Genomic DNA, 20,367 nt, shown 5'->3' with positions numbered 1-20,367 from the left:
AGGCGGTCCAGGGCGCGCACGGTCGACAGGCGGTGCGCCACCACCAGCGTGGTGCGGCCTTCCATCAGCCGGTCCATCGCCTGCTGGATCAGCACTTCGCTTTCGCTGTCCAGGCTGGAGGTGGCCTCGTCCAGGATCAGGATGGGCGAGTCCGCGAGGAACGCCCGCGCGATCGCCACGCGCTGGCGTTCACCACCCGACAGCTTCACGCCGCGTTCGCCCACCAGCGTGTCGTAGCCCTTGGGCAGCGACATGATGAAATCATGCGCGCTGGCCAGCCTGGCGGCCTGCTCGATCTCGGCCTGGGTGGCGCCGGGCCGGGCGTAGGCGATGTTCTCCGCCAGGGTGCGGTGAAACAGCACCGGGTCCTGCTGCACGATGGCAATCTGGCTGCGCAGCGACGCCTGCTTCACCCGGGCGATGTCCTGCCCGTCGATGGTGATGCGGCCGCCGTTCACGTCATACAGGCGCTGGATCAGCTTGATGAACGTGGTCTTGCCCGAGCCCGAATGCCCCACCAGCCCGACGCGTTCTCCCGGTGCGATGCGCGCGGAGAATTTGTCGTACAGCGCGGTGTTGTGCGAGCCATAGCGGAACGTCACGTCCTCAAAGCGGATTTCGCCCTCGGTGATCTTGATCGCACCGGCGCCTGCGCGGTCGGTCACGCCCAGCGGCTGGCGTTCCATCGCCACCAGTTCCTCCATGTCGTTGACCGAGCGTTGCAGGTTGCGGATGTGCATGCCTACGTCGCGCAGATAGCCCTGCAGCACGAAGAACATCGTCAGGGTGAAGGTGATGTCGCCCACCGTCGCCTGGTTGCGCGACCACAGCAGCAGCGACGCGCCCAGGATGGCCGCCTGCATCACCACCAGCATCGCGCCCTGGATGCCGCCGTTCAGCGTGGCGCGCACCCAGGTGCGGCGGGTGCGGTTGCGCCACTTGTTGACCACGCGGTCCAGCCGGACTTCTTCGCGGGTTTCCGCGCCGAAGGCCTTGACGACCGCGTTGCAGCTGACGGCGTCCGCCAATGCGCCGCCCATGCGCGTATCCCAGGCGTTGCCCAGGCGCGCGGCGGGCGCCACGAAGCCCAGCGACAGGGCGGCGGTGACGGCGATGTACAGCACCGAACCCAGGCCCACCACCAGCCCCATCAGCGGCCAGTGCGCGCCCAGCAGGGCCGTGGCGCCCACCAGCATCACGACGGACGGCAGCAGCGCGACCAGCAGCGTGTCGTTCAGGATGTCGACCGCCCACATGCCGCGCGTGATCTTGCGCACGGTCGAGCCGGCGAAGCTGTTGGCATGCCAGTCGGTGGAAAAACGCTGCACCCGGTAAAAGGCGTTGGACACGATACCGTTCATCATCTTCAGCGTGAAGGTGATGATGTTCTGGAACACGGCCTGGCGCAGCAGCGTGCCGCCTACGCCCAGCGCCACCAGCAGCCAGAAGGCCGTGAGGGCGGCGCTCCAGGCCAGATCGTCGCCCGTTGAACCGGACGCGACGGCGTCGACCAGCCGGCCCGCGTACATCGGGGTCAGGATGTCGGCCACGGCCGACAACAGCGCCAGCACCACGATGACCAGCGTGCGCCAGGGTTGCAGGCCCCAGTGGCGGAAGGTAAAGCCCAGGACATCCTTAAAGGCCTGTCCTCGAAAGTCTATTTTTTTTCTAGCCATAACAATGGCCTGGCGGCACAAGACACGCCAGGATGTCCTTGTGAGGAAAGAGGGGATAACAAGCCAGATGCCAATGGCACCGGCGACTGCGTTCAGGGGTTTGGGGCGGGCACGGAGGACCGGTCGCTAGGTAACGGTCTAGCGATGGCTCCGCGCGGGCGACGACTTAATGGCGTCGCGGGGACACGCGCGGGACGGCGTTGGGCATGGGGTGAGTCATCATGCAGCCTCCCTGTCGGTGATTTGAGTGGACGAAAAAGGAAATGGGCAAAGGCCCGTATTGCTGATTCTATAGAAGTGATGTAGGCGAATCAACGGGGCAGAGGATGCAACGCGTGGAGTGTGGGTTTTTTTCAACTCGGACGCCGGACCTGGGGCGGCGCCCGGCAGGCCATCACGCCGACGTGAACAAGTCCGCCGGCAATTGCGCGACCGCGTCGTAAGTCAGGCGGATGTGCGCGGCAAGCAGCGCACAGGCGCGTTCGGCGTCGCGCGCCAGCGTGGCGTTCAGGATGCCCTGGTGTTCGTCCTGCAAGTCGCGCGCGATGGGCTTGCGCGTGACGGTCAGGCGGCGGTAGCGCTCGGCCTGCTGATACAGGATGCCCAGGAAATGGTGCATCCAGCGCGACGGACAGGCGCTGATCAGCTCGCGGTGGAACTCGCGGTTGCGCTGTTCCCATTCCTCGAAGCGGGCTTCCGGGTCCGCGGCCAGGCGTTGCTCGGCTTTGCTCAACCGGTGGAAGGCGGCCAGCACGGCGCTTTCCCAGGTGTCGTCGCCCACTGCGATCGACTGGCGCAACGCTTCGGTTTCCAGCAGCACGCGGTTTTCGGTGATGTCGCGGAAGTCTTCCAGCGAAATGGGCGTGACGTGAAAGCCGCGCTGCCCCTGCGCGATGACCAGCGCATCCGACACCAACAGCGCCAGCGCTTCGCGCAGCGTGCCTGCGCCCACGCCGTAATCGTCTTTCAGGTGTTCGACGCGCAGGCGCGAGCCGGGCGGATGCTTGCCCTGGATGATGTCGCGCCGCAGATTGACATAGGCTGTGCCCACCAGGGTGTTGGCCGAGGCGGTGTGGGCAAGCGAAGGGAGCGGGGTTCCGTCTGACATGAAGAGCACTGTAGCACTACGCCAAAAAAATCTCGATAAAAATTGTTGACTTCGAGATTTACGCTGCCTATCGTAGAAAAAAGCGCCGCCAATCCAGCGGAAAAATTCCCCCGGCACGATGCCGGTGGCAGGCGCACCTGGAGACAAGCAGTGATACGGCTACATGACATCCGGTACGTCCGGCTGGGCACCCGTGATCTGGACGCCGCGGTGCGCTACGCGACCGCGGTGCTGGGATTGGAGCTTGCCCGCAAGGAACACGGGGCGGCGTACTTCAAGTCCGACTCCCGCGACCACACCCTCTGCTATTTCGAAGGCGATCCGCGCGACCACACCGCCGCCTTCGAAGTGGATTCGCCCGAAGAACTGGAGCGCGCCGGCGCCGTGCTCGAGCGCAGCGGCTACCAGGTCGCGGCCGGGCGGCGCGAGGATGCCGAGCAGCGTTACGTGCGCGATTTCCTGCAATTCACCGACCCGTCCGGCAACCGCATCGAACTGGTGCTGGCGCCGCAGCACAGCGGGCGGCGCTACTTTCCCGGCCGCGATGCCGGCGTCACGGGCTTCTCGCATATCGGCCTGCGCACGCTGGATCCGCGGCGCGACGAGGCCTTCTGGACGGGCCTGCTGTCCGCCCGGGTCAGCGACCGCATCGGCGAGGCGCCGTTGCTGCGCATCGATGAAGTCCATCACAAGATCGCGCTGTTCCCGTCCTCGTATCCGGGCGTGCAGCACATCAACCATCAGGTCGAAAGCATCGACGACATCATGCGCGCCTGGTATCAACTGCGCGAATGGAACGTGCCGATCCGTTTCGGCCCGGGCCGGCATCCCACCTCGGGGGCGATGTTCCTGTACTTCGACGGTCCGGACGGGATGATCTACGAATACTCCACCGGCGTCAGGCTGATCAGCGCCGAAGAGGAAAAGACCCATCGGCCGCGCAGCTTCCCGGCGGTGCCGTCGTCGTTCTGCATGTGGGGCGCCAAGCCCGATATCCCGGAGTTCAAGACATGAGCGCAGCGCGCAAGGACGCCAGTGCCGGGCAGGAGGCGCTGGTGCGCGTCGCCGCGCGCGCGCTGGCCCGGGCCAATCTGGTCCACGCCTACGGGCATTGCAGCAGCCGGCTGGATGCCGACCATTTCCTGGTGTGCGCGGCGCGGCCCATGGGCTTGATCGCCTCGGGCGAGGCGGGCACGGTGGTGCCGGTGCACGGCGACCTGCCCGAAGGCGTGCTGGGCGAAGTGCGCATCCATCAGCACATCTACCGGCTGCGGCCGGAGGTCGGGGGCGTGATCCGTTCCATGCCGCCCACCGTCATGACGCTGTCCTCGGCACGCGTCACGCCCGTCCCGCGCCACGGCATGGGCTCCTATTTTTCGCCCGGCGTGCCGTTGTGGGACGACCCCCAACTGGTGCGCAGCGACGCCCAGGCGCGCGGCGTGGCCGAGACCCTGGGGGCGGCCAGCGCGATCGCGATGCGAGGCAACGGTGCGGTGGTGGCCGCCGAGTCGCTGATGCATGCCACCGTGCTGACCTGGTATCTGGAGGACGCCGCGCGCATCGAATGGCAGTTGCGCTCGGCGGGGCTGGCCGATGGCGCGCCTGTGCTGTCGCCGTCAGAGGCTGCCACCCGTGCAGTAGGCACCGGCCGCATCTATGAACGCATGTGGGAATACCTGACCGCCGGCGACCCTGAAGGCGCGCTGGCCGACCTGTCACAACCGAGGGCGCAATGACCGATTTCCGCAATTTCATCGACGGCCGCTGGGTCGAAACCGGGAAGACCTTTGACAACCGCGATCCGGTCGACAACCGGCTGATCGGCCGGGTGCACGAAGCCGGCGACGCCGAAGTGGACGCCGCGGTGCGGGCGGCCAAAGCGGCGCTGCGCGGCCCGTGGGGGGCGCTGAAGACGCAGCAGCGCGTGGAGCTGCTGCACGCGGTGGCCGACGGCATCACCCGCCGTTTCGACGATTTCGTCGACGCCGAGATCGCGGACACCGGCAAGCCCTACGACCTGGCCAGCCATCTGGACATTCCGCGCGGCGCGGCCAACTTCAAGATCTTCGCCGACCTGATCCGCAACGTCCCCAACGAGACCTTCGACCTGGAAACGCCGGACGGCGGCCACGCGCTGAACTACGGCGTGCGCGTGCCGCGCGGCGTCATCGGCGTGATCTGCCCGTGGAACCTGCCGCTCTTGCTGATGACCTGGAAGGTCGGGCCGGCGCTGGCCTGCGGCAACACGGTCGTGGTCAAGCCGTCCGAAGACACGCCGGGCACCGCCACCCTGCTGGGCGAAGTCATGAACGAAGTCGGCGTGCCGGCCGGCGTCTACAACGTGGTGCACGGCTTCGGGCCCGATTCGGCTGGCGAGAAGCTCAGCCGCCACCCGCTGGTGGACGGCATCACGTTCACGGGCGAAACCCGTACCGGCGAAGCCATCATGCAGGCGGCGGCGGTGGGCGTGCGGCCCGTGTCGTTCGAGCTGGGCGGCAAGAACGCAGGCATCGTCTTCGCGGACGCCGACTTCGACCGCGCGGTGGCGGGCATCGCCCGCGCCGCGTTCGACAACACGGGGCAGGTCTGCCTGGGGACCGAGCGCGTCTATGTGCAGCGGCCGATCTTCGAACGCTTCGTCGCGGCGCTGGGCGAGCGGGCGCGCGGGTTCAAGCTGGGACGGCCCAAGGACCCGGGCGTGAACCTGGGGCCGCTGATTTCTCAGCGCCATCGCGACAAGGTGCTGAGTTACTACGCCCGCGCCCGCGAAGAGGGCGCGACGGTGGTGGCGGGCGGCGGCGTGCCGGACATGCCTGACGGGCTGGCTGCGGGCGCATGGATCCAGCCCACCGTGTGGACGGGCCTGCCGGAATCGTCTGCCGTGATCCAGCAGGAGATCTTCGGGCCGTGCTGCCACATCGCGCCGTTCGACACGGAAGAGGAAGCCATCGCCCTGGCCAACGCCACGCCCTACGGCCTGGCCGCGACAGTGTGGACCAGCAACGTCGGCACGGCCCATCGCCTGGGCGCGGCGCTGGACGTGGGCATCTGCTGGATCAATTCGTGGTTCCTGCGCGACCTGCGCACGGCGTTTGGCGGCGCCAAGCAATCGGGCATCGGCCGCGAGGGCGGCGTGCATTCGCTGGAGTTCTATACCGAGCTGCGCAATGTCTGCGTGAAGCTCTGACGCGTCAAGGCAGGCGCCGCGCAGAACGGCGCCGCCGCTCAACCCCCAAGGAGACATCAGATGCAAGCAATCCCAAGCGGCCTGGCCGCACTGGCCGCGGCGGCGGCCCTGGCCGTGGCCGCGCCGTCCTCGGCGCGCGCCGACATCCGCATCGGCTTTACGGGCGTGCTGTCCGGACCGCAGGCGGCGCTGGGGCAGGACCAGTACGACGGGCTGATGCTGGGCATTGAGCAGTTGGGCGGCAGCCTGGGCGGGCAGAAGGCGGTGGTGATCCGTGAGGACGACCAGCTCAAGCCAGACGTGGGCGCGCAGATCGTGCAGAAATTCATCGAAAAGGACAAGGTCGACGTCATCGTCGGCCTGGGTTTCTCGAATGTGCTGATGGCCGAGCTGCGGCGCATCAAGGAGTCCGGCGTGGTGGCGCTGTCCACCAACGCCGGCCCCGCGCCCATCGCCGGCCGCATGTGCCTGTCCAACCTCTTCGTGCTGGGGTGGCAGAACGACAGCATGTCGGAGGCCATGGGCAAGTACGTGAAGGATCAGGGCTACAAGCGCGCCTACCTGATGTCGGCCAACTATCAGGCGGGCAAGGACAAGCTGGCGGGCTTCAAGCGCTTTTATGGCGCGACGCCGTCGGACGAGGTCTATACCCAGTTGGGCCAGCTGGACTACTCGGCCGAGATTTCGCGCATGCAGTCGGCTGGCCCCGACGCGTTGTTCGCCTTCTACACCGGCGGCGTGGGCGTGAACTTCGTGCGTCAGTTGCGCCAGGCCGGCCTGATGGAAAAGTTGCCGTTCTTCTCGGAAAGCCTGATCGATTCCAACACGCTGACCGCGCTGAAAGAGCAGGCCGTGGGCGCCATCTACGGCACGCCGTGGGCGACCACGCTGGACAATCCGCAGAACCGAAAATTCGTCGAGGCCTTCAAGGCCAAGTACGGCCGCCTGCCCTCGGAGTACGCCGTGGGCGGCTACGACGCGGCCTATCTGCTGGACGCCGCCGTGCGCGCGCAGGGCGGGAAAGTGGGCGACAGCAAGTCGCTGGCCGCGGCGGTGAAGACGGCGGGCGCCACCTTCCCGTCGGTGCGCGGCACGTTCCGCTTCAACACCAACAACATGCCGGTGCAGAACCTGTATGCCTACCAGGTGGTGAAAGAGGGCGAGGGCGTGGGCTTGAAGCAATTGGCCACCGTGCTGACGGACCATCAGGACGCCTACGTGGCGGACTGCCCGCTGAAGTGACGGGCCGGCCGCCCTCGGGAGACATCCGATGAACGGATCGCTGCTGCTGTCGCAATTGCTCAATGGCCTGCAACTGGGCGCGTTGCTGTTCCTGATGTCGTCGGGGCTGACCCTGATCTTCGGCATCATGAACTTCATCAACCTGGCACATGGCTCGCTCTACATGATCGGCGCCTTCCTGGGGGCCACCGCCTACAACGCCAGCGGCTCGTTCGCGTTCTCCATCCTGGCCGCGGTGGCGGGCAGCGGATTCGTGGGCGTGGTGCTGGAACGGCTGATCGCGCGCCCGCTGTACCGGCACGACCACCTCTACCAGGTGCTGGCCACGTTCGGCCTGATGATGTTCTTCAACGAGCTGGCCTCGGTCATCTGGGGCAGCCGGCCGTATTACGCGGCGGTGCCCCAGACGCTGGAAGGGGCAGTCAGCCTGTTCGGCAACGACTATCCCGTGTACCGGTTGATGATCATCGGGGTTGGCGCGTTGGTGGCGGTGGGCGCCTGGTTTTTGATCCAGCGCACGCGCTTCGGCATGCTGATCCGCGCTGGCGCCAGCAACGCGCCCATCGCCAGCGTGCTGGGCGCCAATGTGGACTTGCTGAAGACGCTGCTGTTCCTGCTGGGGTCCGTGCTGGCCGGGGTGGCCGGCGCCTTGGCGGGGCCGATCCTGTCGGTGCAGTCGGGCATGGGCGAACCGGTGCTGATCCTGGCGCTGGTGGTCATTGTGGTGGGCGGCATCGGCTCGGTGCGGGGCACGCTGATCGCCGCGCTGCTGATCGCCATGATCGACACGCTGGGGCGCGCCTTCCTGCCGGACCTGCTGCGCGCGGTGTTCGAGGCGCCGGTCGCCAACGCGGTCGGGCCGGCGTTGGCGTCGATGCTGATCTACGTATTGATGGCCGTGGTGCTGGCGTTCCGCCCGCAGGGCCTGGTCTTTTCGGCGCGCCGCTGATCCGCGCGCCAATGAACAAGGGCAATCCATCATGCAAGAACCTTCGTACCGGCGCTGGGTGCTGCCGCTGCTGTTCCTGGTCCTGGCCGCCGTCCCGTTCGTGGCGCAGTGGCTGGGCGAACCCTTTTACGTGACGCTGGGCGCGCGCATCTTGATCTACGCGCTGGCGGCGCTGGCGCTGAACCTGGTGCTGGGCTTTGCGGGGCTGGTCAGCTTTGGGCACGCCATGTTCCTGGGTCTGGGGTGCTACGCCGTGGGTATCCTCAGCTTCTACGGCATCGGCAACGGCTGGGTGCAGTTGGCCGTGTGCATCGTGGTGTGCGCGCTGGTGGCCCTGGTGGTCGGCACGGTATGCCTTCGCACCTCGGGCATCGGCTTCATCATGATTACGCTGGCCTTTGCGCAGATGTTCTATTTCCTGGCGGTCAGCCTGCGCGAGTATGGCGGCGACGACGGGTTGAACATCTACGACGCCAGCGCCTTCGGCCTGTTCGACTTGGGCGGCAGCCAGCCGGTCTACTGGGCGGCATGGGGGCTGCTGCTGGCGGCCAGCCTGGGCATGCTGCGGCTGCGGCGTTCGCCCTTCGGCATGATCTTGCGCGCCACGCATGCCAATCCGCGCCGCGTGGACGCGCTGGGCTATTCGGTGTTCGGCGTGCGGCTGACGGCCTATGTGGCCTCGGGCGTGCTGACCGGTATCGCCGGGCTGCTGCTGGCCAACCTGACGGCCTTCGCCTCGCCCAGCTACATGTCGTGGCCGGTGTCCGGCGAACTGATCGTCATGGTGGTGATCGGCGGCCTGGGCAATGTGCTGGGGCCGATCTTCGGCGCGGTGGCCTATCTGTTGATGGAAGAGGCCTTCAAGAGCGTGACGCAGCATTGGATGCTGCTGATGGGGCCCGTGGTGGTGGTGATCGCGATGCTGGCCCGGGGCGGCTACGGCCGATCTTTGGCGAGGCTGCGCTGGCCACGGCCGGCACCGGCCGACGCGCCGCCGGGGCAGCACGCCCCGGCCGACGAGGCGGCCATCAAGAAGGCGCCCATCACCAAGGCGCAGATTAAGGAGGCGTCGGTATGACGGCCGCCACGATGGCTGCGCCGGTCGCGTTGGCTACCCGCGACCTGGTGCGCCGCTTTGGCGGCCTGGCGGCGACCGACGGGGTGTCACTGGATGTCGCGCCTGGCGAGTTGCACGCGCTGATCGGCCCGAACGGCGCGGGCAAGACCACGCTGATCAACCTGCTGTCCGGCGAACTGCGGCCCGACGGCGGGTCGGTCAAGCTGGGGGCGGCGGATGTCTCGCGCGCCACCGTGCAGGAACGCGTGGCACTGGGCATGCTGCGCTCCTACCAGGTGACGTCGGTGTTCGACCGCTACACGGTGCTGGAAAACGCCTGCCTGGCGGCGTTGCGCAAACGACGGCGCGGGCTGTCGGCCTGGACCGCGCTGCGCGATTGCGCGGATGTGGTGGATGCGGCGCGCGAAGCCCTTTGCGCCTGCCGGCTTGAAGCGGTGGCCGAGGCGCCGGTGGAAAGCCTGGCCTACGGGCAGCGCCGTCAGCTGGAGATCGCCATGGCGCTGGCAGGCCAGCCGTCCGTTTTGCTGCTGGACGAACCGATGGCGGGCATGAGCGCGGCGGAAAGCGCGGGTGTCATTGCTTTGCTGCAAAGCCTGAAGGGCCGCTACACGATCGTCCTGGTGGAACACGACATGAACGCCGTCTTCGCGCTGGCCGATCGCATCAGCGTGCTGGTCTACGGCAAGATCATTGCGACCGGCACCGCCGACGCGATCCGCAACCACCCCGACGTGCGCCGCGCCTATCTGGGCGACGACGCCGACGCATGAAGGAGCCGCCATGTTGACGATACGCGGATTGACGGCGGGCTACGGCCATTGCCAGGCGCTGTTCGGCGTGGACCTGGACGTGGGGCAGGGCGAAGTGGTGGGGCTGATCGGCCGCAACGGCATGGGCCGCAGCACGGTCATCAAGTGCCTGTTCGGCCTGCTGCCCGCCAGCCAGGGCAGCATCCAATACGGCGAGCGCTCGCTGCGTGGCATGGCGCCGTACCGGATCGGACGGCTTGGGTTGTCGCTGGTGCCGGAAGGGCGCCAGATTTTCCCCACGCTGACCGTCGAGGAAAACCTGGTGGCCACGGCTAGCGAGCGGGGCCGCGCCCAAGCCTGGACGTTGCCTCGTGTGTACGCGCTGTTTCCCCGGCTGCAGGAACGCCGCACGAACCTGGGCACGCAACTGTCGGGCGGCGAGCAGCAGATGCTGGCGCTGGGGCGCGCGCTGATGACCAACCCCAGCCTGCTGGTGCTGGACGAAGCCACCGAAGGCCTGGCGCCCGTCGTGCGGGCCGAGATCTGGCGCGTGCTGGCACAACTGAAAGCGGAAGGCTTGTCGATGATCGTGGTGGACAAGAACACCACGGCCTTGCTGCGGCTGTCCGATCGCAACGTCATCCTGGACAAGGGCGCGACGGTGTGGCGCGGCAGTTCAGCGGAATTGTCAGCGCGGCCCGAACTGGTGGCCGCCTACGTGGGAGTCTGAAATGAAATTGCAGGACAAGGTAGCGCTGGTCACCGGCGCGGCGGGCGGCATCGGGCTGGCGATTGCGCGGCGTTTCGTGGACGAGGGCGCCTACGTGTTGCTGGCGGATCGCAAGGAAGCCGAACTGACGGCCGCCGCGCGCGCGCTAGGCGAGCGGGCGGCGGCATTCGTGGCCGACGTGACAGACCCGGCTGCCGCCAAGGCGTTGGCCGATGATTGCTTGGCGCGCTGGGGGGGCCTGGACATCTGCGTCTGCAACGCCGGCGTGATCCGGGCGGCCGACTTCCTGGACCTGACGCTGGCAGACCTGGACGCCGTCATGAACGTGAACGTGCGCGGGACCTTCCTGGTGGCCCAGGCCGCTGCGCGGGCGATGGTCGCGGGCGGCCGGCGCAACGGCGCGATCGTGACGCTGTCGTCGATGACGGCGGAACTGGCGATGCCGGACCAGTTGGCCTACGGCGCCAGCAAAGGCGCGGTGCGGCAGATGACTAAGTCGATGGCGTTGTCGCTGGCGCCGCACGGCATACGGGTGAACGCGATCGGGCCGGGCAGCATCGACACCGAGATCCTGGCCACCATCACGAACGACCCCGCCGCCCGGCGCACGGTCCTGTCCAGGATTCCGATGCAGCGCCTGGGCCAGACTGACGAAGTGGCGAAGGTGGCGGTGTTCCTGGCGGGAGACGACGCCAGCTATGTCACGGGGCAGACGGTATACGTCGACGGGGGACGGCTGGCGCTGAACTATACGGTTGCCGTGCCGGAGTGAACGCCGCGAAGTCCGCCCAGCACTGTTGCGTGAAGGTGTAGAGCGCGTCTTGCGCGGTCAGGGGCGTCCGCCCGGCCAGGCGCGCCAGCACGTAGTGGCCCTGGCGCTGCCGGTCCGGCGGGATCGGCACTTCCACCAGCCGTCCGGCCGCTTGCTCGCGGCGGGTGACGCAGATCACGCCCAGCAGCAGGGTGTCGGTGTGCAGGGCCAGATCCACCAGCGGCTCCAGGTTTTCGCAGCGCGTCGTCACCATGACGTCGGGCGCGGCACCGGGCCCCAGCGTTTCGGCCAGCCGCAGCGACACCTCGGGGCTAAGCGTGCTGGATGCCACCGGATATTGGCGGATCTGTTCGATGCCGACGCGTTTGTGCGCCAGGATGGGATGGCCCGCGCGGCACACCATGCCGGCGCGCAACGGCGCGAGCGGACGGGTGTCGATGTCGGCCGCGTCATACAACATGCGCGCATCACAGACCATCGCGTCGATGCGCTCGCCGCGCAGCATGTCCAGCAGCGTCGCCGTGGCGCCCAGCTCCACGCCCACGCGCACCTGGGGATGGTTGGCCGCCATGTGGGTCAGGAAGGGCGACAGCAGCAGTGACGCCGGCGTGGGGCTCAGGCCGATGGTGAGCGTGCCGGATTCGCCGCTGTGCAGCGTCTTCAGTTCGCGCTGCAATTCGGCTTCTTCGAAGCGCATGCGGCGGGCCCGTTCGGCCACGCAGGCGCCGTACGGCGTCAGGCGGACCTGGCGCGTGCCGCGGTCCAGCAGCGGCAGGCCAAGCTCGGCTTCCAGCGCCTGGATACTGCGGCTGAGCGCTGGCTGCGACAGGTTCACCTTCTCTGCCGCGCGTGAAAACGTGCCGTGTTCAACGACGGCCAGCAGGTGTTTGAGTTTCTGGAAGTCCATGTGTGATGCGCATGAAAGCTATGAAATAAATGCATTGGAATTATAGTTTGACGCTTCGTATCATGGTCCGTAGACGGTGCCCGCAAGAGGCGCCGCACTCCGCGCCCGGGTCTCGCACCGCGGCGCGGCTTATCAATACGGAGACAGATTCACATGAAGCAGCACTTGTTGTCGGCCGCCATCCTGGCGGCTTGCGCCGGCGTGGGCGCGGCCCACGCGCAACCTACCGCCACCGCTGATGCCTCGCCCGCAGGCACCTCGCCCGCAGGCGCCGAGGCCCGCGCATCGCGTCCGGCCAGCGGCCAGGTGACGATCCGGCGCGACGAATACGGCATGCCCCACGTCTATGCCAGTACCGTGTACGGCATCTTCTATGGCTACGGTTACGCCGTCGCGCAGGACCGCCTGTTCCAGATGGAGATGGCGCGCCGCAGCACCCAGGGCAAGGTGGCCGAAGTGCTGGGCGAAAAAATGGTGGCGTTCGACAAGTCGATCCGCGGCAATTTTTCGCCGGAACGCATCCAGCGCCAGTTGGCCGCGCTACCGGCCTCCGAACGCCAGATCCTGGACGGCTACGCGGCAGGCATGAATGCCTGGATCGCGCAGGTGCGCGCCAAGCCGGACAGCCTTACCCCCAAGGAATTCAACGACTTGCAGTTCCAACCCTCGGACTGGACGCCCTACGACGTGGCGATGGTGTTCGTGGGCACCATGGCCAACCGGTTTTCGGATGCCAACAGCGAAATCGACAACCTGGCGCTGCTGACCGCGCTGAAGGACCGGCACGGCGACACGCGCGCCATGCAGATCTTCAACCAGTTGCGCTGGATGACCGACAGCCGCGCGCCGACGACGGTGCCGGAAGAAGAGGGCGTCTATCAGCCTGGAGCGGCGCCGGCGCCGGCCAAGCTGTCCTACGCGCTGCCGCGCTACGACGGCACGCCGCCCATGCTGGAGCGCGTGGCGCGCGATCCGCAGACGCGCGGGGTGCTGGACGAGGCGCCCGCCGCCGTGCCGGCTCGCCTCCTGGCGCAGTTCGCGGATTCCGGCCAGCCCGGGATCGCGGGCTTTCCGACCACCAGCAACATGTGGATCGTGGGGCGCGACCACGCCAAGGACGCGCGCGCCATCCTCCTGAACGGCCCGCAGTTCGGCTGGTGGAACCCCGCCTACACCTACGGCATCGGCCTGCATGGGGCGGGTTTCGATGTGGTGGGCAATACGCCGTTTGCCTATCCCAGCATCCTGTTCGGCCACAACGCGCACGTGACTTGGGGTTCGACGGCAGGCTTCGGCGACGACGTGGACATCTACGCCGAAAAGCTCGACCCCGCCGACCGCACGCGGTATTTCCACAACGGCGAGTGGAAGACGATGGAAAAGCGCACCGAGCTCATCGCCGTCAAGGACGGGGCGCCCGTCCTGATGGATGTCTACCGCAGCGTGCACGGCATCGTCACCAAGTTCGACGACAAAGAGCATGTGGCCTATGCCAAGGCGCGCGCCTGGGAAGGCTACGAGCTGCAATCGCTGATGGCCTGGACGCACAAGGCGCAATCGCGCAACTGGGATCAATGGAAGCAGCAGGCCGCGCGCCATGCGCTGACCATCAACTGGTATTACGCCGACGACCGCGGCAACATCGGCTATGCGCACACGGGCTTCTACCCCAAGCGCAAGCCCGGCCATGACCCGCGCCTGCCCGTTCCCGGCACCGGCGAAATGGACTGGGACGGCATGCTGCCGTTCGCCACCAACCCCCAGGTCTACAACCCGCGCCAGGGCTTCATCGCCAACTGGAACAACCAGCCCATGCGCGGCTATCCGTCCACCGACCTGTTCGCCATCGTCTGGGGCCAGGCCGACCGCTACGCCGAGATCGAGACCCGCCTGAAGGCCATGACTGCCAACCGCGGCAAGGTCAGCCCGCAGCAGATGTGGGACCTGATCCGCACTACCAGCTATGCCGACGTCAACCGCCGCCACTTCCTGCCGTTCCTGCAACGCGCGGTGGCGGGGCTGCCCGCCGACGATGCCCGCGCGAAACTGGTCGCGGGGCTGCAATCGTGGGACGGGATGAGCACCAGCGACAAGCAGCCGGGCTTTTATGACAATGCCGGGCCGGCGGTGATGGACGCATGGTTGCGCGCCATGCTGAAGGCAACGCTGGCCGACGAGATGCCTGCCGACTTCTTCAAGTGGTATAGCGCCACGGGCTATCCCACGCCGGCCGCGCCGGCGACTGGATCGGTCAACCTGACGGTGGGTGTCAAGGTGCTGTTCAACGCGCTGGCCGGCCCGGACGCCGGTGTGCCCCAGCAGGTCGATTTCTTCAACGGTCAGCGTCCTGAAGCCGTCAGTCTGGCCGCGCTTGACGAGGCGTTGGCCACGCTGCAGAAGGCGTATGGCCAAGACCCCGCCGCATGGCGCATCCCTGCGCCGCCAATGGTGTTTGCGCCCAAGAATTTCCTGGGCGTGCCGCAAGCGGACGACAAGGCGGTGCTGAGCTACCCGGCCACCCAGAACCGCGGCACCGAAAACAACATGACGGTGTTCGACGGCAAGGGCGTGCGCGCCGTGGATGTGGTGGCGCCGGGGCAGAGCGGATTCGTGGCGCCTGACGGCACCCCATCCGTCCACACCCGTGACCAGTTCGACTTGTACAACCGCTTCGGCAACAAGCGCGTCTGGTTCACGGAGGCGGAAGTGCGCGCCAACGCTAAGTCGGTAGAGACGCTGCGCTATTGACCGCGTAGCCGCCCTGGTGGCTGGCCAGGCGCGCATAGGCCCCTTGCTTACTCAGCAACTGGTCGTGCGTGCCGGCTTCCGCCAGGGTGCCGCGCTCCAGCACCAGAATCAGGTCGGCATCGCGGATGGTGGACAGCCGGTGGGCGATCACGAGCGTGGTCCGGTGGCGCATCAACGTGTCCAGCGCGCCGCGCACCTGCATCTCGGACAAGGTGTCCAGATGCGAGGTGGCTTCGTCCAGGATCAGCACCGGCGCGTTCTTCAGGAAGGCGCGCGCGATCGAGATGCGCTGGCGCTGGCCGCCCGACAACTGCATGCCGCGTTCGCCCACGCGGGTCGCCAGGCCGTCGGGCAGCGTCCGCACGAAGTCGGTCAGCGCCGCCTGGTCCAGCGCGCGGGCCAGTTCTTCGGGCGTGGCTTCGGGGCGAGCCAGCCGGATATTGCCTTCCAGCGTGTCGTTGAACAGATAGGTGTCTTGCGTCACCAGCGCCACACGCTCGCGCAGCCCGTCCAATTGCAGTTGCCGCACGTCCACGCCGTCCAGTTTCACCACGCCCGCGCGCGGATCCCAGAAGCGCAGCAGCAGGCTGGCCACGGTGCTCTTGCCAGCGCCGGATGCACCCACCACCGCGACCGTCGCGCCGGCCGGCGCCTTGAAACTCAGGTCCTTCAATGTGTCTTCGTCTTTGCCGGGGTAGGCGAAGCTGACGTGCTCGAACGCCAGCGACAGGCCGTGCGTGGCCACGGGCGGCGCCAGCGGGCCGTCGGTGACGGGCTCGGGCTCGTTGGCGACGACGTGCAGGCGGCGCGTGGCGGCGATGGTGTCGGCCAGTTGCCGGCTGACCTGCGAGATTTCGGACACAGGCAGGAAGGTCGCCAGCGCAATCAGCACCAGCAGGGGCAGCATGCTGGCCGACAGCGCGCCGGCCGCCACCTGCAGGGCGCCCACGACGGCGACGGCCAGGCCGCCCAGGCCCATCGCCACTTCAAACCAGGCGGTCTGCCGGGACAGGTCGCGCAGGATGTCCAGGCGGCGGATGCGGTACTGGTCGGCGACTTTCAGGAACTGGTCGCGCCGGCGGCCCGTGGCCTGGAACGCGGTCAGGTCGGCCAGGCCCTGGATGGTGTCGGTGGTGTGGGCGCTCATTTCGCCCAGGGCATGGCGGGCCTTGTCGCCCAGCGCGTCGACGTGGCGGCGCCCGCGCACCGGCGACACCAGCGCATAGGCGAGGAAGGGCAGCAGCGCCAGCGCGACGGGCCAGCTATAGACGCCCAGGAAACCCAGCACCGACAGCGGCACCAGTACCGACACGATCGCGGGCGCGATCGTGTGCGCATAGAAGTATTCGACCATTTCCACGTCTTGCGTCGCCAGCGCTACCAGATCGCCCGAACGGCGCTGCAGCAGGTAGGCGGGCGCCAGGCGTTCCAGCTTGTCGTAGAGCTTGACCCGCATGTCGGCCAGCAATTGGTAGGCCATGGCGTGCGCCAGCCAGGACTCCAGCCAGTGGAACAGCGCGGCCAGGGGGGCGGCGATCAGCAGCCCGACGATCAGCCCCGACACTTCCCGGCCGTCCCGGATGGCCGCCACGATCAGGGCGCTGAAGATGCCCACGCCGATGAATGCGGCCACGCGCGCCACGCCCAGCAGGATGGTGGCGGTCAAGGTGCCGCGCCACGGCCGGACGACGGACAGCAGCGTGCCCAGCGTGGCCCGCCAGCCGACCTGCTCGGCGTCCTGGTCCAACGAACGCAGGGCAGGGCCTTGCTTGTCGTCGGAGGCGGCTGCGGCTGCCTCTTGCGGCTGCGCCAAGGCGGCCGCGGCCGGGGCGGGCGAACCGGCCGACGGATTCTGGTGGGCGGCGGCCTGCTCGTGCATCAAGCGGTAGTACAGCCCGCGCTGCGCCATGAGTTCCGCATGCGGGCCGGCTTCCACGACACGGCCCTGATCCAGCACCAGGCTGCGGTCGGCGCCGATCACGCTGGCCAATCGGTGGGCCAGGATCAGCGTCGTGCGGCCCGCCATCAGGCGGTCCAGCGCCTGCTGGATCAGTGCCTCGTTTTCGGTATCCACGGACGACAGCGCTTCGTCCAGGATCAGGATGGGCGCATCGCGCAGCAGCGCGCGGGCAATCGCCACGCGTTGGCGCTGGCCGCCCGACAATTGCAGGCCGCGTTCGCCGATGCGGGTGCCATAGCCATCCGGCAGCGCCATGATGAAGTCGTCGATGTTGGCCGCGCGGGCCGCGGCGCGCACCTGTTCGTGCGTGGCGTCGGGGCGTCCCAGCCGCAGGTTGTCGTCGATCGTGCCGTGGAACAGCGTGATGTCCTGGCTGACCAGCGCGATGTGCGACAGCAGGGTCTGCGTATCCAGCGAGTTCACGTCATGGCCGCCTACGCGGATGCTGCCCGACTGGGGCACGCATTCGCGCAGCAGCAGCCGCACGATGGTGGACTTGCCGGCGCCGCTTGGGCCGACGATGCCGACCCGTTCGCCGGCCGCGATGCGGAATGCCAGGCCCTGGTGGGCACGACGTTCGGGCGTGTACGAGAACGCCACGTCGTCGAATTCGATGGTGGGCGCCAGGCGGGCGGGCGCAGCGCCTGCCGCGCGCGTATCCGGCGCCGGCGTCAGCGGTTGCGCATCCATCAGCGCGTGGATGCTGACCGCGGCGGATTGGCCCAGCATGCCGCGATGCAAGACCGAACGCAGGTCGCGCAGGGGGCGGAAGATCTCGGTGCCGGCCATCAGCACGATCAGCAGCGCTTCGACGCTCATGTCGCCGGCGGCTACGCGCCAGGCGCCCAGCGTCAAGGCCAGCGCCGCGCCCAGCGCCACGCCCAGATCGCTGATGCCGCGCGTCAGCAGGCTGACCGACAGCACCCAGAACGTGTTGTCCGACAGGCTGCGTGCCCTTGCGGCCAGCCGTTGGCCCCAGGCCTTGCCCTGGCCATAGGATTTCAGGGTGGGCAGGCCCTGCACCGCGTCCAGGAAATCCTCGCCGAACGCGTTCAGCGCCCGGGTGCGCGCCTGGCTGGCCCGGCGGTCAAGCATGTGGACCGCCATCGGGCCGAACAGCGCGAAGAGCGCCGCCGCCAGGAAGACCAGCGCGGTGGGCACGTCCCAGAACGCGATCACGGCAAAGATGGCGAAGGGCGCCGCCGCCGCGATGGCGACTTGCGGCAGGTACTGGCCGAAGAAGGTCTGCAGCTGCTCGACGCCGTCCACCACCGTCAGCATGACGCCGCCGGTGCGCTGGTTGGCGAACCAGGCCGGTCCCAGGGCGACGATGCGGTCATACAGTTTGCCGCGCAGCGTCTGCTGGATCGACGCCGACGTGCGGTTGGCCTGCACGGTGCGCCAGTGATCGAACACGGCGCGCAACAGCACCATCGCGCCGACGCATAACGCGGGGGTGATCCAGTCCTGCCAGGGCGCGCCGTCGAACACGCGGGCCAGCAACTGCCCCAGGAAAACATAGCGCGCGATGCCGGCCGCCAGCGCCAGCAGGCCCAGGAAAATCCCGCCCGCCATGCCGGCGCGCAACCCCGCCGTCAGTTGCCACAATCGAGAGTCGAAATACATATCAATGCTCCATCCAGAGCCTGCATGGTCACTGATCCGACGCGCGCGCGAAAGCGATAGTTTTTCAATCATGGGTTGAGATAAACTCAACCCATGGCCGACCTGCCCAACCATACTCCCCCGCTGGCTGCCTTGCGCGCCTTCGAAGCCGTTGCCCGCCTGGGCAGCCTGAGCCGCGCCGCCGCGGAATTGCATGTGACCAAGAGCGCCGTCAGTCATCAGCTGCGCGCGCTGGAGACCGACCTGGGCGTGCCGTTGCTGCGGCGCGGGGGCACCGTGCGCCGCGCCGAAGCGACCGAGGCCGGCGCCGATCTGCTGGCTTCCGTACAACAGGCCTTGACCCTATTGGACACCGCCTGCCGCAATGCGCGGGCCACCGCGCGCGGCCGCCGCCGGTACACGCTGAACGTGTCGGCCAACCCTTCGCTGGCTGCGCTGTGGCTGGCGCCGCGCATCGGCCGTTTCATCGAATTGCACCCCGACATTGGCGTCCAGGTCTACCTGCACGCCAGCCAGGACCCGGCCTGGAAGGCCCAGGACATTGATCTGGCGTTCCTGCACGTGCGCACCCAGGGGCCGCATCTGGCCGAACCGGGCGACATCCCGCTGATGACCGAGACCGTCGTGCCGGTGTGCAGCCCCGCCCTGATCGCCGAAGCCGACCGCAACGACCCGCGCGCCTTCTTGCGCCACCGGTGGCTCGAGGAAAAGCATATCGACAGCCCCGAGACTGACTGGCGCACCTGGAACTGCCGGCTCGGCCTGGCCGAGACGGACTGGCAGGAACCCATGGTGCTGAGCGGCCTGAGCACCGTCGTGGCCGCCGCCGCGGCCGGCGTCGGCATCGCGCTGGGCCGTGCGCCGCTAATCGATGAAGACCTGGCCAGCGGCCGCCTCGTGCCCCTGATGCCGCAGTTGCGCATGCCGGGGTCCTGGGGCTACGTGATGCGGATCCACGCCAACCGGCCGATGGACGCGTCGCTGCCCGCGCTGGTGGAGTTCCTGGCGGAAGAGGGGCGCAGCACGGGGGCATGGCAGGACGTGACGCCGCTGACCGCCGATCCGATATCGAGGAAGCCGTGAATTTGAGAGGGAGACCAGCCGGACTGGGCCGCGCCGTATCGCTGCTTTGCTTGCTGGGGCTGGCGGGTGCCGCGTTGGCGCAGACGCCGGTTCCGAATCTGACCCCGGCTCTGGCACCGGCACCGGCACCGGCCGACGCCTTGGCCGATTGGAACGCCCACGGCCGCGCCGAAGGCCTGGCGCGGCCCGATACGCCCTGCCAGGACTTCCTCAAGACCTTGGGCAAGAAGCCGGGCTACGTCGAATACCTGGGGTGCGAGCAGGACGACGATTCCTACATCCAGCCCATGGAGGCCCGCTATCGCGTCAGCGGCGACGTTGCGGCGAAGATGGAAGCCTACCTGGGCCAGGCCTTCGGCATGCCGCCGCTGGAATACGTCTGTTGCGGCTGGGGCAATCATGGGCCGTTCTTTTGGCGCGACGGGCCCGACAGCGTCAACTATGAAATCAGCATGGGCGTCGAAACGTTGCGGATCCCGCGCGACCAGTGGCGGGAGATCCCCGGCTTCACCGTCAGGGTCGGCGTGATCAGGAAGAGTCCGTAGCCGGACC

16 protein-coding genes are annotated in these 20,367 nt (G+C 67.8%); 12 read left to right on the top strand and 4 right to left on the bottom strand.

The window, feature by feature from the left end; all coding sequences use genetic code 11:
• Both ACO6D5_RS03970 and ACO6D5_RS03965 read right to left on the bottom strand, forming a co-directional pair.
• A partial coding sequence (locus tag ACO6D5_RS03970) for an ABC transporter ATP-binding protein (protein WP_485824654.1) occupies positions 1–1,676 on the bottom strand: 1,676 nt, incomplete at its 3' end.
• Positions 1,677–2,070: 394 nt separating this feature from the next.
• Positions 2,071–2,784 carry a GntR family transcriptional regulator gene (locus tag ACO6D5_RS03965; RefSeq protein ID WP_485824653.1) on the bottom strand — a complete coding sequence of 238 codons (714 nt, stop codon included), beginning with the start codon at positions 2,782–2,784 and terminating at the stop codon, positions 2,071–2,073.
• 150 nt (positions 2,785–2,934) lie between these two features.
• Here ACO6D5_RS03965 and ACO6D5_RS03960 point away from each other — a divergent pair, with 150 nt between their 5' ends.
• Genes ACO6D5_RS03960 through ACO6D5_RS03920 form a run of 9 tightly spaced genes read left to right on the top strand, consistent with a single transcriptional unit; the run spans position 2,935 to position 11,491 of the window.
• Entirely contained in the window at positions 2,935–3,798 is an 864-nt protein-coding gene (locus ACO6D5_RS03960) for a VOC family protein (RefSeq protein ID WP_169274373.1), read from the top strand.
• The gene (locus ACO6D5_RS03955) at positions 3,795–4,520 is read left to right on the top strand and encodes a class II aldolase/adducin family protein (RefSeq protein WP_485824652.1); all 726 of its coding nucleotides are present in this window, start codon (positions 3,795–3,797) and stop codon (positions 4,518–4,520) included. The genes ACO6D5_RS03960 and ACO6D5_RS03955 overlap by 4 nt, the downstream gene beginning before the upstream one ends.
• Positions 4,517–5,971, top strand: coding sequence for a 2-hydroxymuconic semialdehyde dehydrogenase (locus ACO6D5_RS03950; RefSeq protein ID WP_315847040.1), 1,455 nt, complete (start codon positions 4,517–4,519; stop codon positions 5,969–5,971). Before ACO6D5_RS03955 ends, ACO6D5_RS03950 begins: the two co-directional genes overlap by 4 nt.
• 60 nt (positions 5,972–6,031) lie before the next feature.
• The gene (locus tag ACO6D5_RS03945) at positions 6,032–7,213 is read left to right on the top strand and encodes an ABC transporter substrate-binding protein (protein WP_485824651.1); all 1,182 of its coding nucleotides are present in this window, start codon (positions 6,032–6,034) and stop codon (positions 7,211–7,213) included.
• Positions 7,214–7,241: 28 nt separating this feature from the next.
• A complete protein-coding gene (locus ACO6D5_RS03940) occupies positions 7,242–8,162 on the top strand; it encodes an ABC transporter permease subunit (RefSeq protein ID WP_315847038.1) in 921 nt (306 codons plus the stop codon).
• 31 nt (positions 8,163–8,193) lie between these two features.
• Positions 8,194–9,240, top strand: a complete 1,047-nt coding sequence (locus ACO6D5_RS03935; RefSeq protein WP_485824650.1) for a branched-chain amino acid ABC transporter permease — start codon at positions 8,194–8,196, stop codon at positions 9,238–9,240.
• On the top strand, positions 9,237–10,010 hold the full coding sequence (locus ACO6D5_RS03930) for an ABC transporter ATP-binding protein (RefSeq protein WP_485824649.1): 774 nt from the start codon (positions 9,237–9,239) through the stop codon (positions 10,008–10,010). The genes ACO6D5_RS03935 and ACO6D5_RS03930 overlap by 4 nt, the downstream gene beginning before the upstream one ends.
• Positions 10,011–10,020: 10 nt before the next feature.
• Positions 10,021–10,719: an ATP-binding cassette domain-containing protein gene (locus ACO6D5_RS03925; protein WP_315845441.1), complete on the top strand. Its 699-nt coding sequence runs from the start codon at positions 10,021–10,023 to the stop codon at positions 10,717–10,719.
• A gap of 1 nt (position 10,720) precedes the next feature.
• Positions 10,721–11,491, top strand: coding sequence for a glucose 1-dehydrogenase (locus ACO6D5_RS03920; RefSeq protein ID WP_315845440.1), 771 nt, complete (start codon positions 10,721–10,723; stop codon positions 11,489–11,491).
• Here the strand turns inward: ACO6D5_RS03920 and ACO6D5_RS03915 are convergent.
• Complete coding sequence (locus tag ACO6D5_RS03915) at positions 11,421–12,398, bottom strand: LysR family transcriptional regulator (protein WP_485824648.1); 978 nt, start codon at positions 12,396–12,398, stop codon at positions 11,421–11,423. The genes ACO6D5_RS03920 and ACO6D5_RS03915 overlap by 71 nt on opposite strands.
• Before the next feature lie 153 nt (positions 12,399–12,551).
• On the opposite strand from ACO6D5_RS03915, the gene ACO6D5_RS03910 reads away from it, so the two are divergent.
• Positions 12,552–15,146 (top strand): penicillin G acylase, encoded by a 2,595-nt coding sequence (locus tag ACO6D5_RS03910; RefSeq protein ID WP_485824647.1) that lies wholly within the window; start codon positions 12,552–12,554, stop codon positions 15,144–15,146.
• On the opposite strand, the gene cydC is transcribed toward ACO6D5_RS03910, so the two are convergent.
• Positions 15,118–18,732 carry a thiol reductant ABC exporter subunit CydC gene (gene cydC / locus ACO6D5_RS03905; RefSeq protein ID WP_485824646.1) on the bottom strand — a complete coding sequence of 1,205 codons (3,615 nt, stop codon included), beginning with the start codon at positions 18,730–18,732 and terminating at the stop codon, positions 15,118–15,120. The two genes, ACO6D5_RS03910 and cydC, sit on opposite strands and share 29 nt — an antisense overlap.
• A 93-nt stretch (positions 18,733–18,825) precedes the next feature.
• Here cydC and ACO6D5_RS03900 point away from each other — a divergent pair, with 93 nt between their 5' ends.
• Together ACO6D5_RS03900 and ACO6D5_RS03895 are read left to right on the top strand one after the other, a co-directional pair.
• A complete protein-coding gene (locus ACO6D5_RS03900; protein ID WP_485824645.1) occupies positions 18,826–19,815 on the top strand; it encodes a LysR substrate-binding domain-containing protein in 990 nt (329 codons plus the stop codon).
• 2 nt (positions 19,816–19,817) lie between these two features.
• Complete coding sequence (locus ACO6D5_RS03895; protein ID WP_485824644.1) at positions 19,818–20,360, top strand: DUF4952 domain-containing protein; 543 nt, start codon at positions 19,818–19,820, stop codon at positions 20,358–20,360.
• Positions 20,361–20,367: the final 7 nt, after the last annotated feature.

The sequence above is a fragment of the Achromobacter sp. genome, assembly GCF_057314935.1.
The sequence above is the reverse complement of the archived record's forward strand: the minus strand, read 5'-3'. Positions and strand labels throughout refer to the sequence as shown.

Excerpts from the sequence above, each read along its gene's own strand:
- ACO6D5_RS03965 (WP_485824653.1), bottom strand. The coding sequence starts at position 2,784 with ATGTCAGACGGAACCCCGCTCCCTTCGCTTGCCCACACCGCCTCGGCC.
- ACO6D5_RS03935 (WP_485824650.1), top strand. The coding sequence starts at position 8,194 with ATGCAAGAACCTTCGTACCGGCGCTGGGTGCTGCCGCTGCTGTTCCTG.
- ACO6D5_RS03900 (WP_485824645.1), top strand. The coding sequence starts at position 18,826 with ATGGCCGACCTGCCCAACCATACTCCCCCGCTGGCTGCCTTGCGCGCC.
- ACO6D5_RS03925 (WP_315845441.1), top strand. The coding sequence starts at position 10,021 with ATGTTGACGATACGCGGATTGACGGCGGGCTACGGCCATTGCCAGGCG.
- ACO6D5_RS03915 (WP_485824648.1), bottom strand. The coding sequence starts at position 12,398 with ATGGACTTCCAGAAACTCAAACACCTGCTGGCCGTCGTTGAACACGGC.
- ACO6D5_RS03920 (WP_315845440.1), top strand. The coding sequence starts at position 10,721 with ATGAAATTGCAGGACAAGGTAGCGCTGGTCACCGGCGCGGCGGGCGGC.
- cydC (WP_485824646.1), bottom strand. The coding sequence starts at position 18,732 with ATGTATTTCGACTCTCGATTGTGGCAACTGACGGCGGGGTTGCGCGCC.
- ACO6D5_RS03945 (WP_485824651.1), top strand. The coding sequence starts at position 6,032 with ATGCAAGCAATCCCAAGCGGCCTGGCCGCACTGGCCGCGGCGGCGGCC.
- ACO6D5_RS03950 (WP_315847040.1), top strand. The coding sequence starts at position 4,517 with ATGACCGATTTCCGCAATTTCATCGACGGCCGCTGGGTCGAAACCGGG.
- ACO6D5_RS03910 (WP_485824647.1), top strand. The coding sequence starts at position 12,552 with ATGAAGCAGCACTTGTTGTCGGCCGCCATCCTGGCGGCTTGCGCCGGC.
- ACO6D5_RS03955 (WP_485824652.1), top strand. The coding sequence starts at position 3,795 with ATGAGCGCAGCGCGCAAGGACGCCAGTGCCGGGCAGGAGGCGCTGGTG.
- ACO6D5_RS03930 (WP_485824649.1), top strand. The coding sequence starts at position 9,237 with ATGACGGCCGCCACGATGGCTGCGCCGGTCGCGTTGGCTACCCGCGAC.
- ACO6D5_RS03940 (WP_315847038.1), top strand. The coding sequence starts at position 7,242 with ATGAACGGATCGCTGCTGCTGTCGCAATTGCTCAATGGCCTGCAACTG.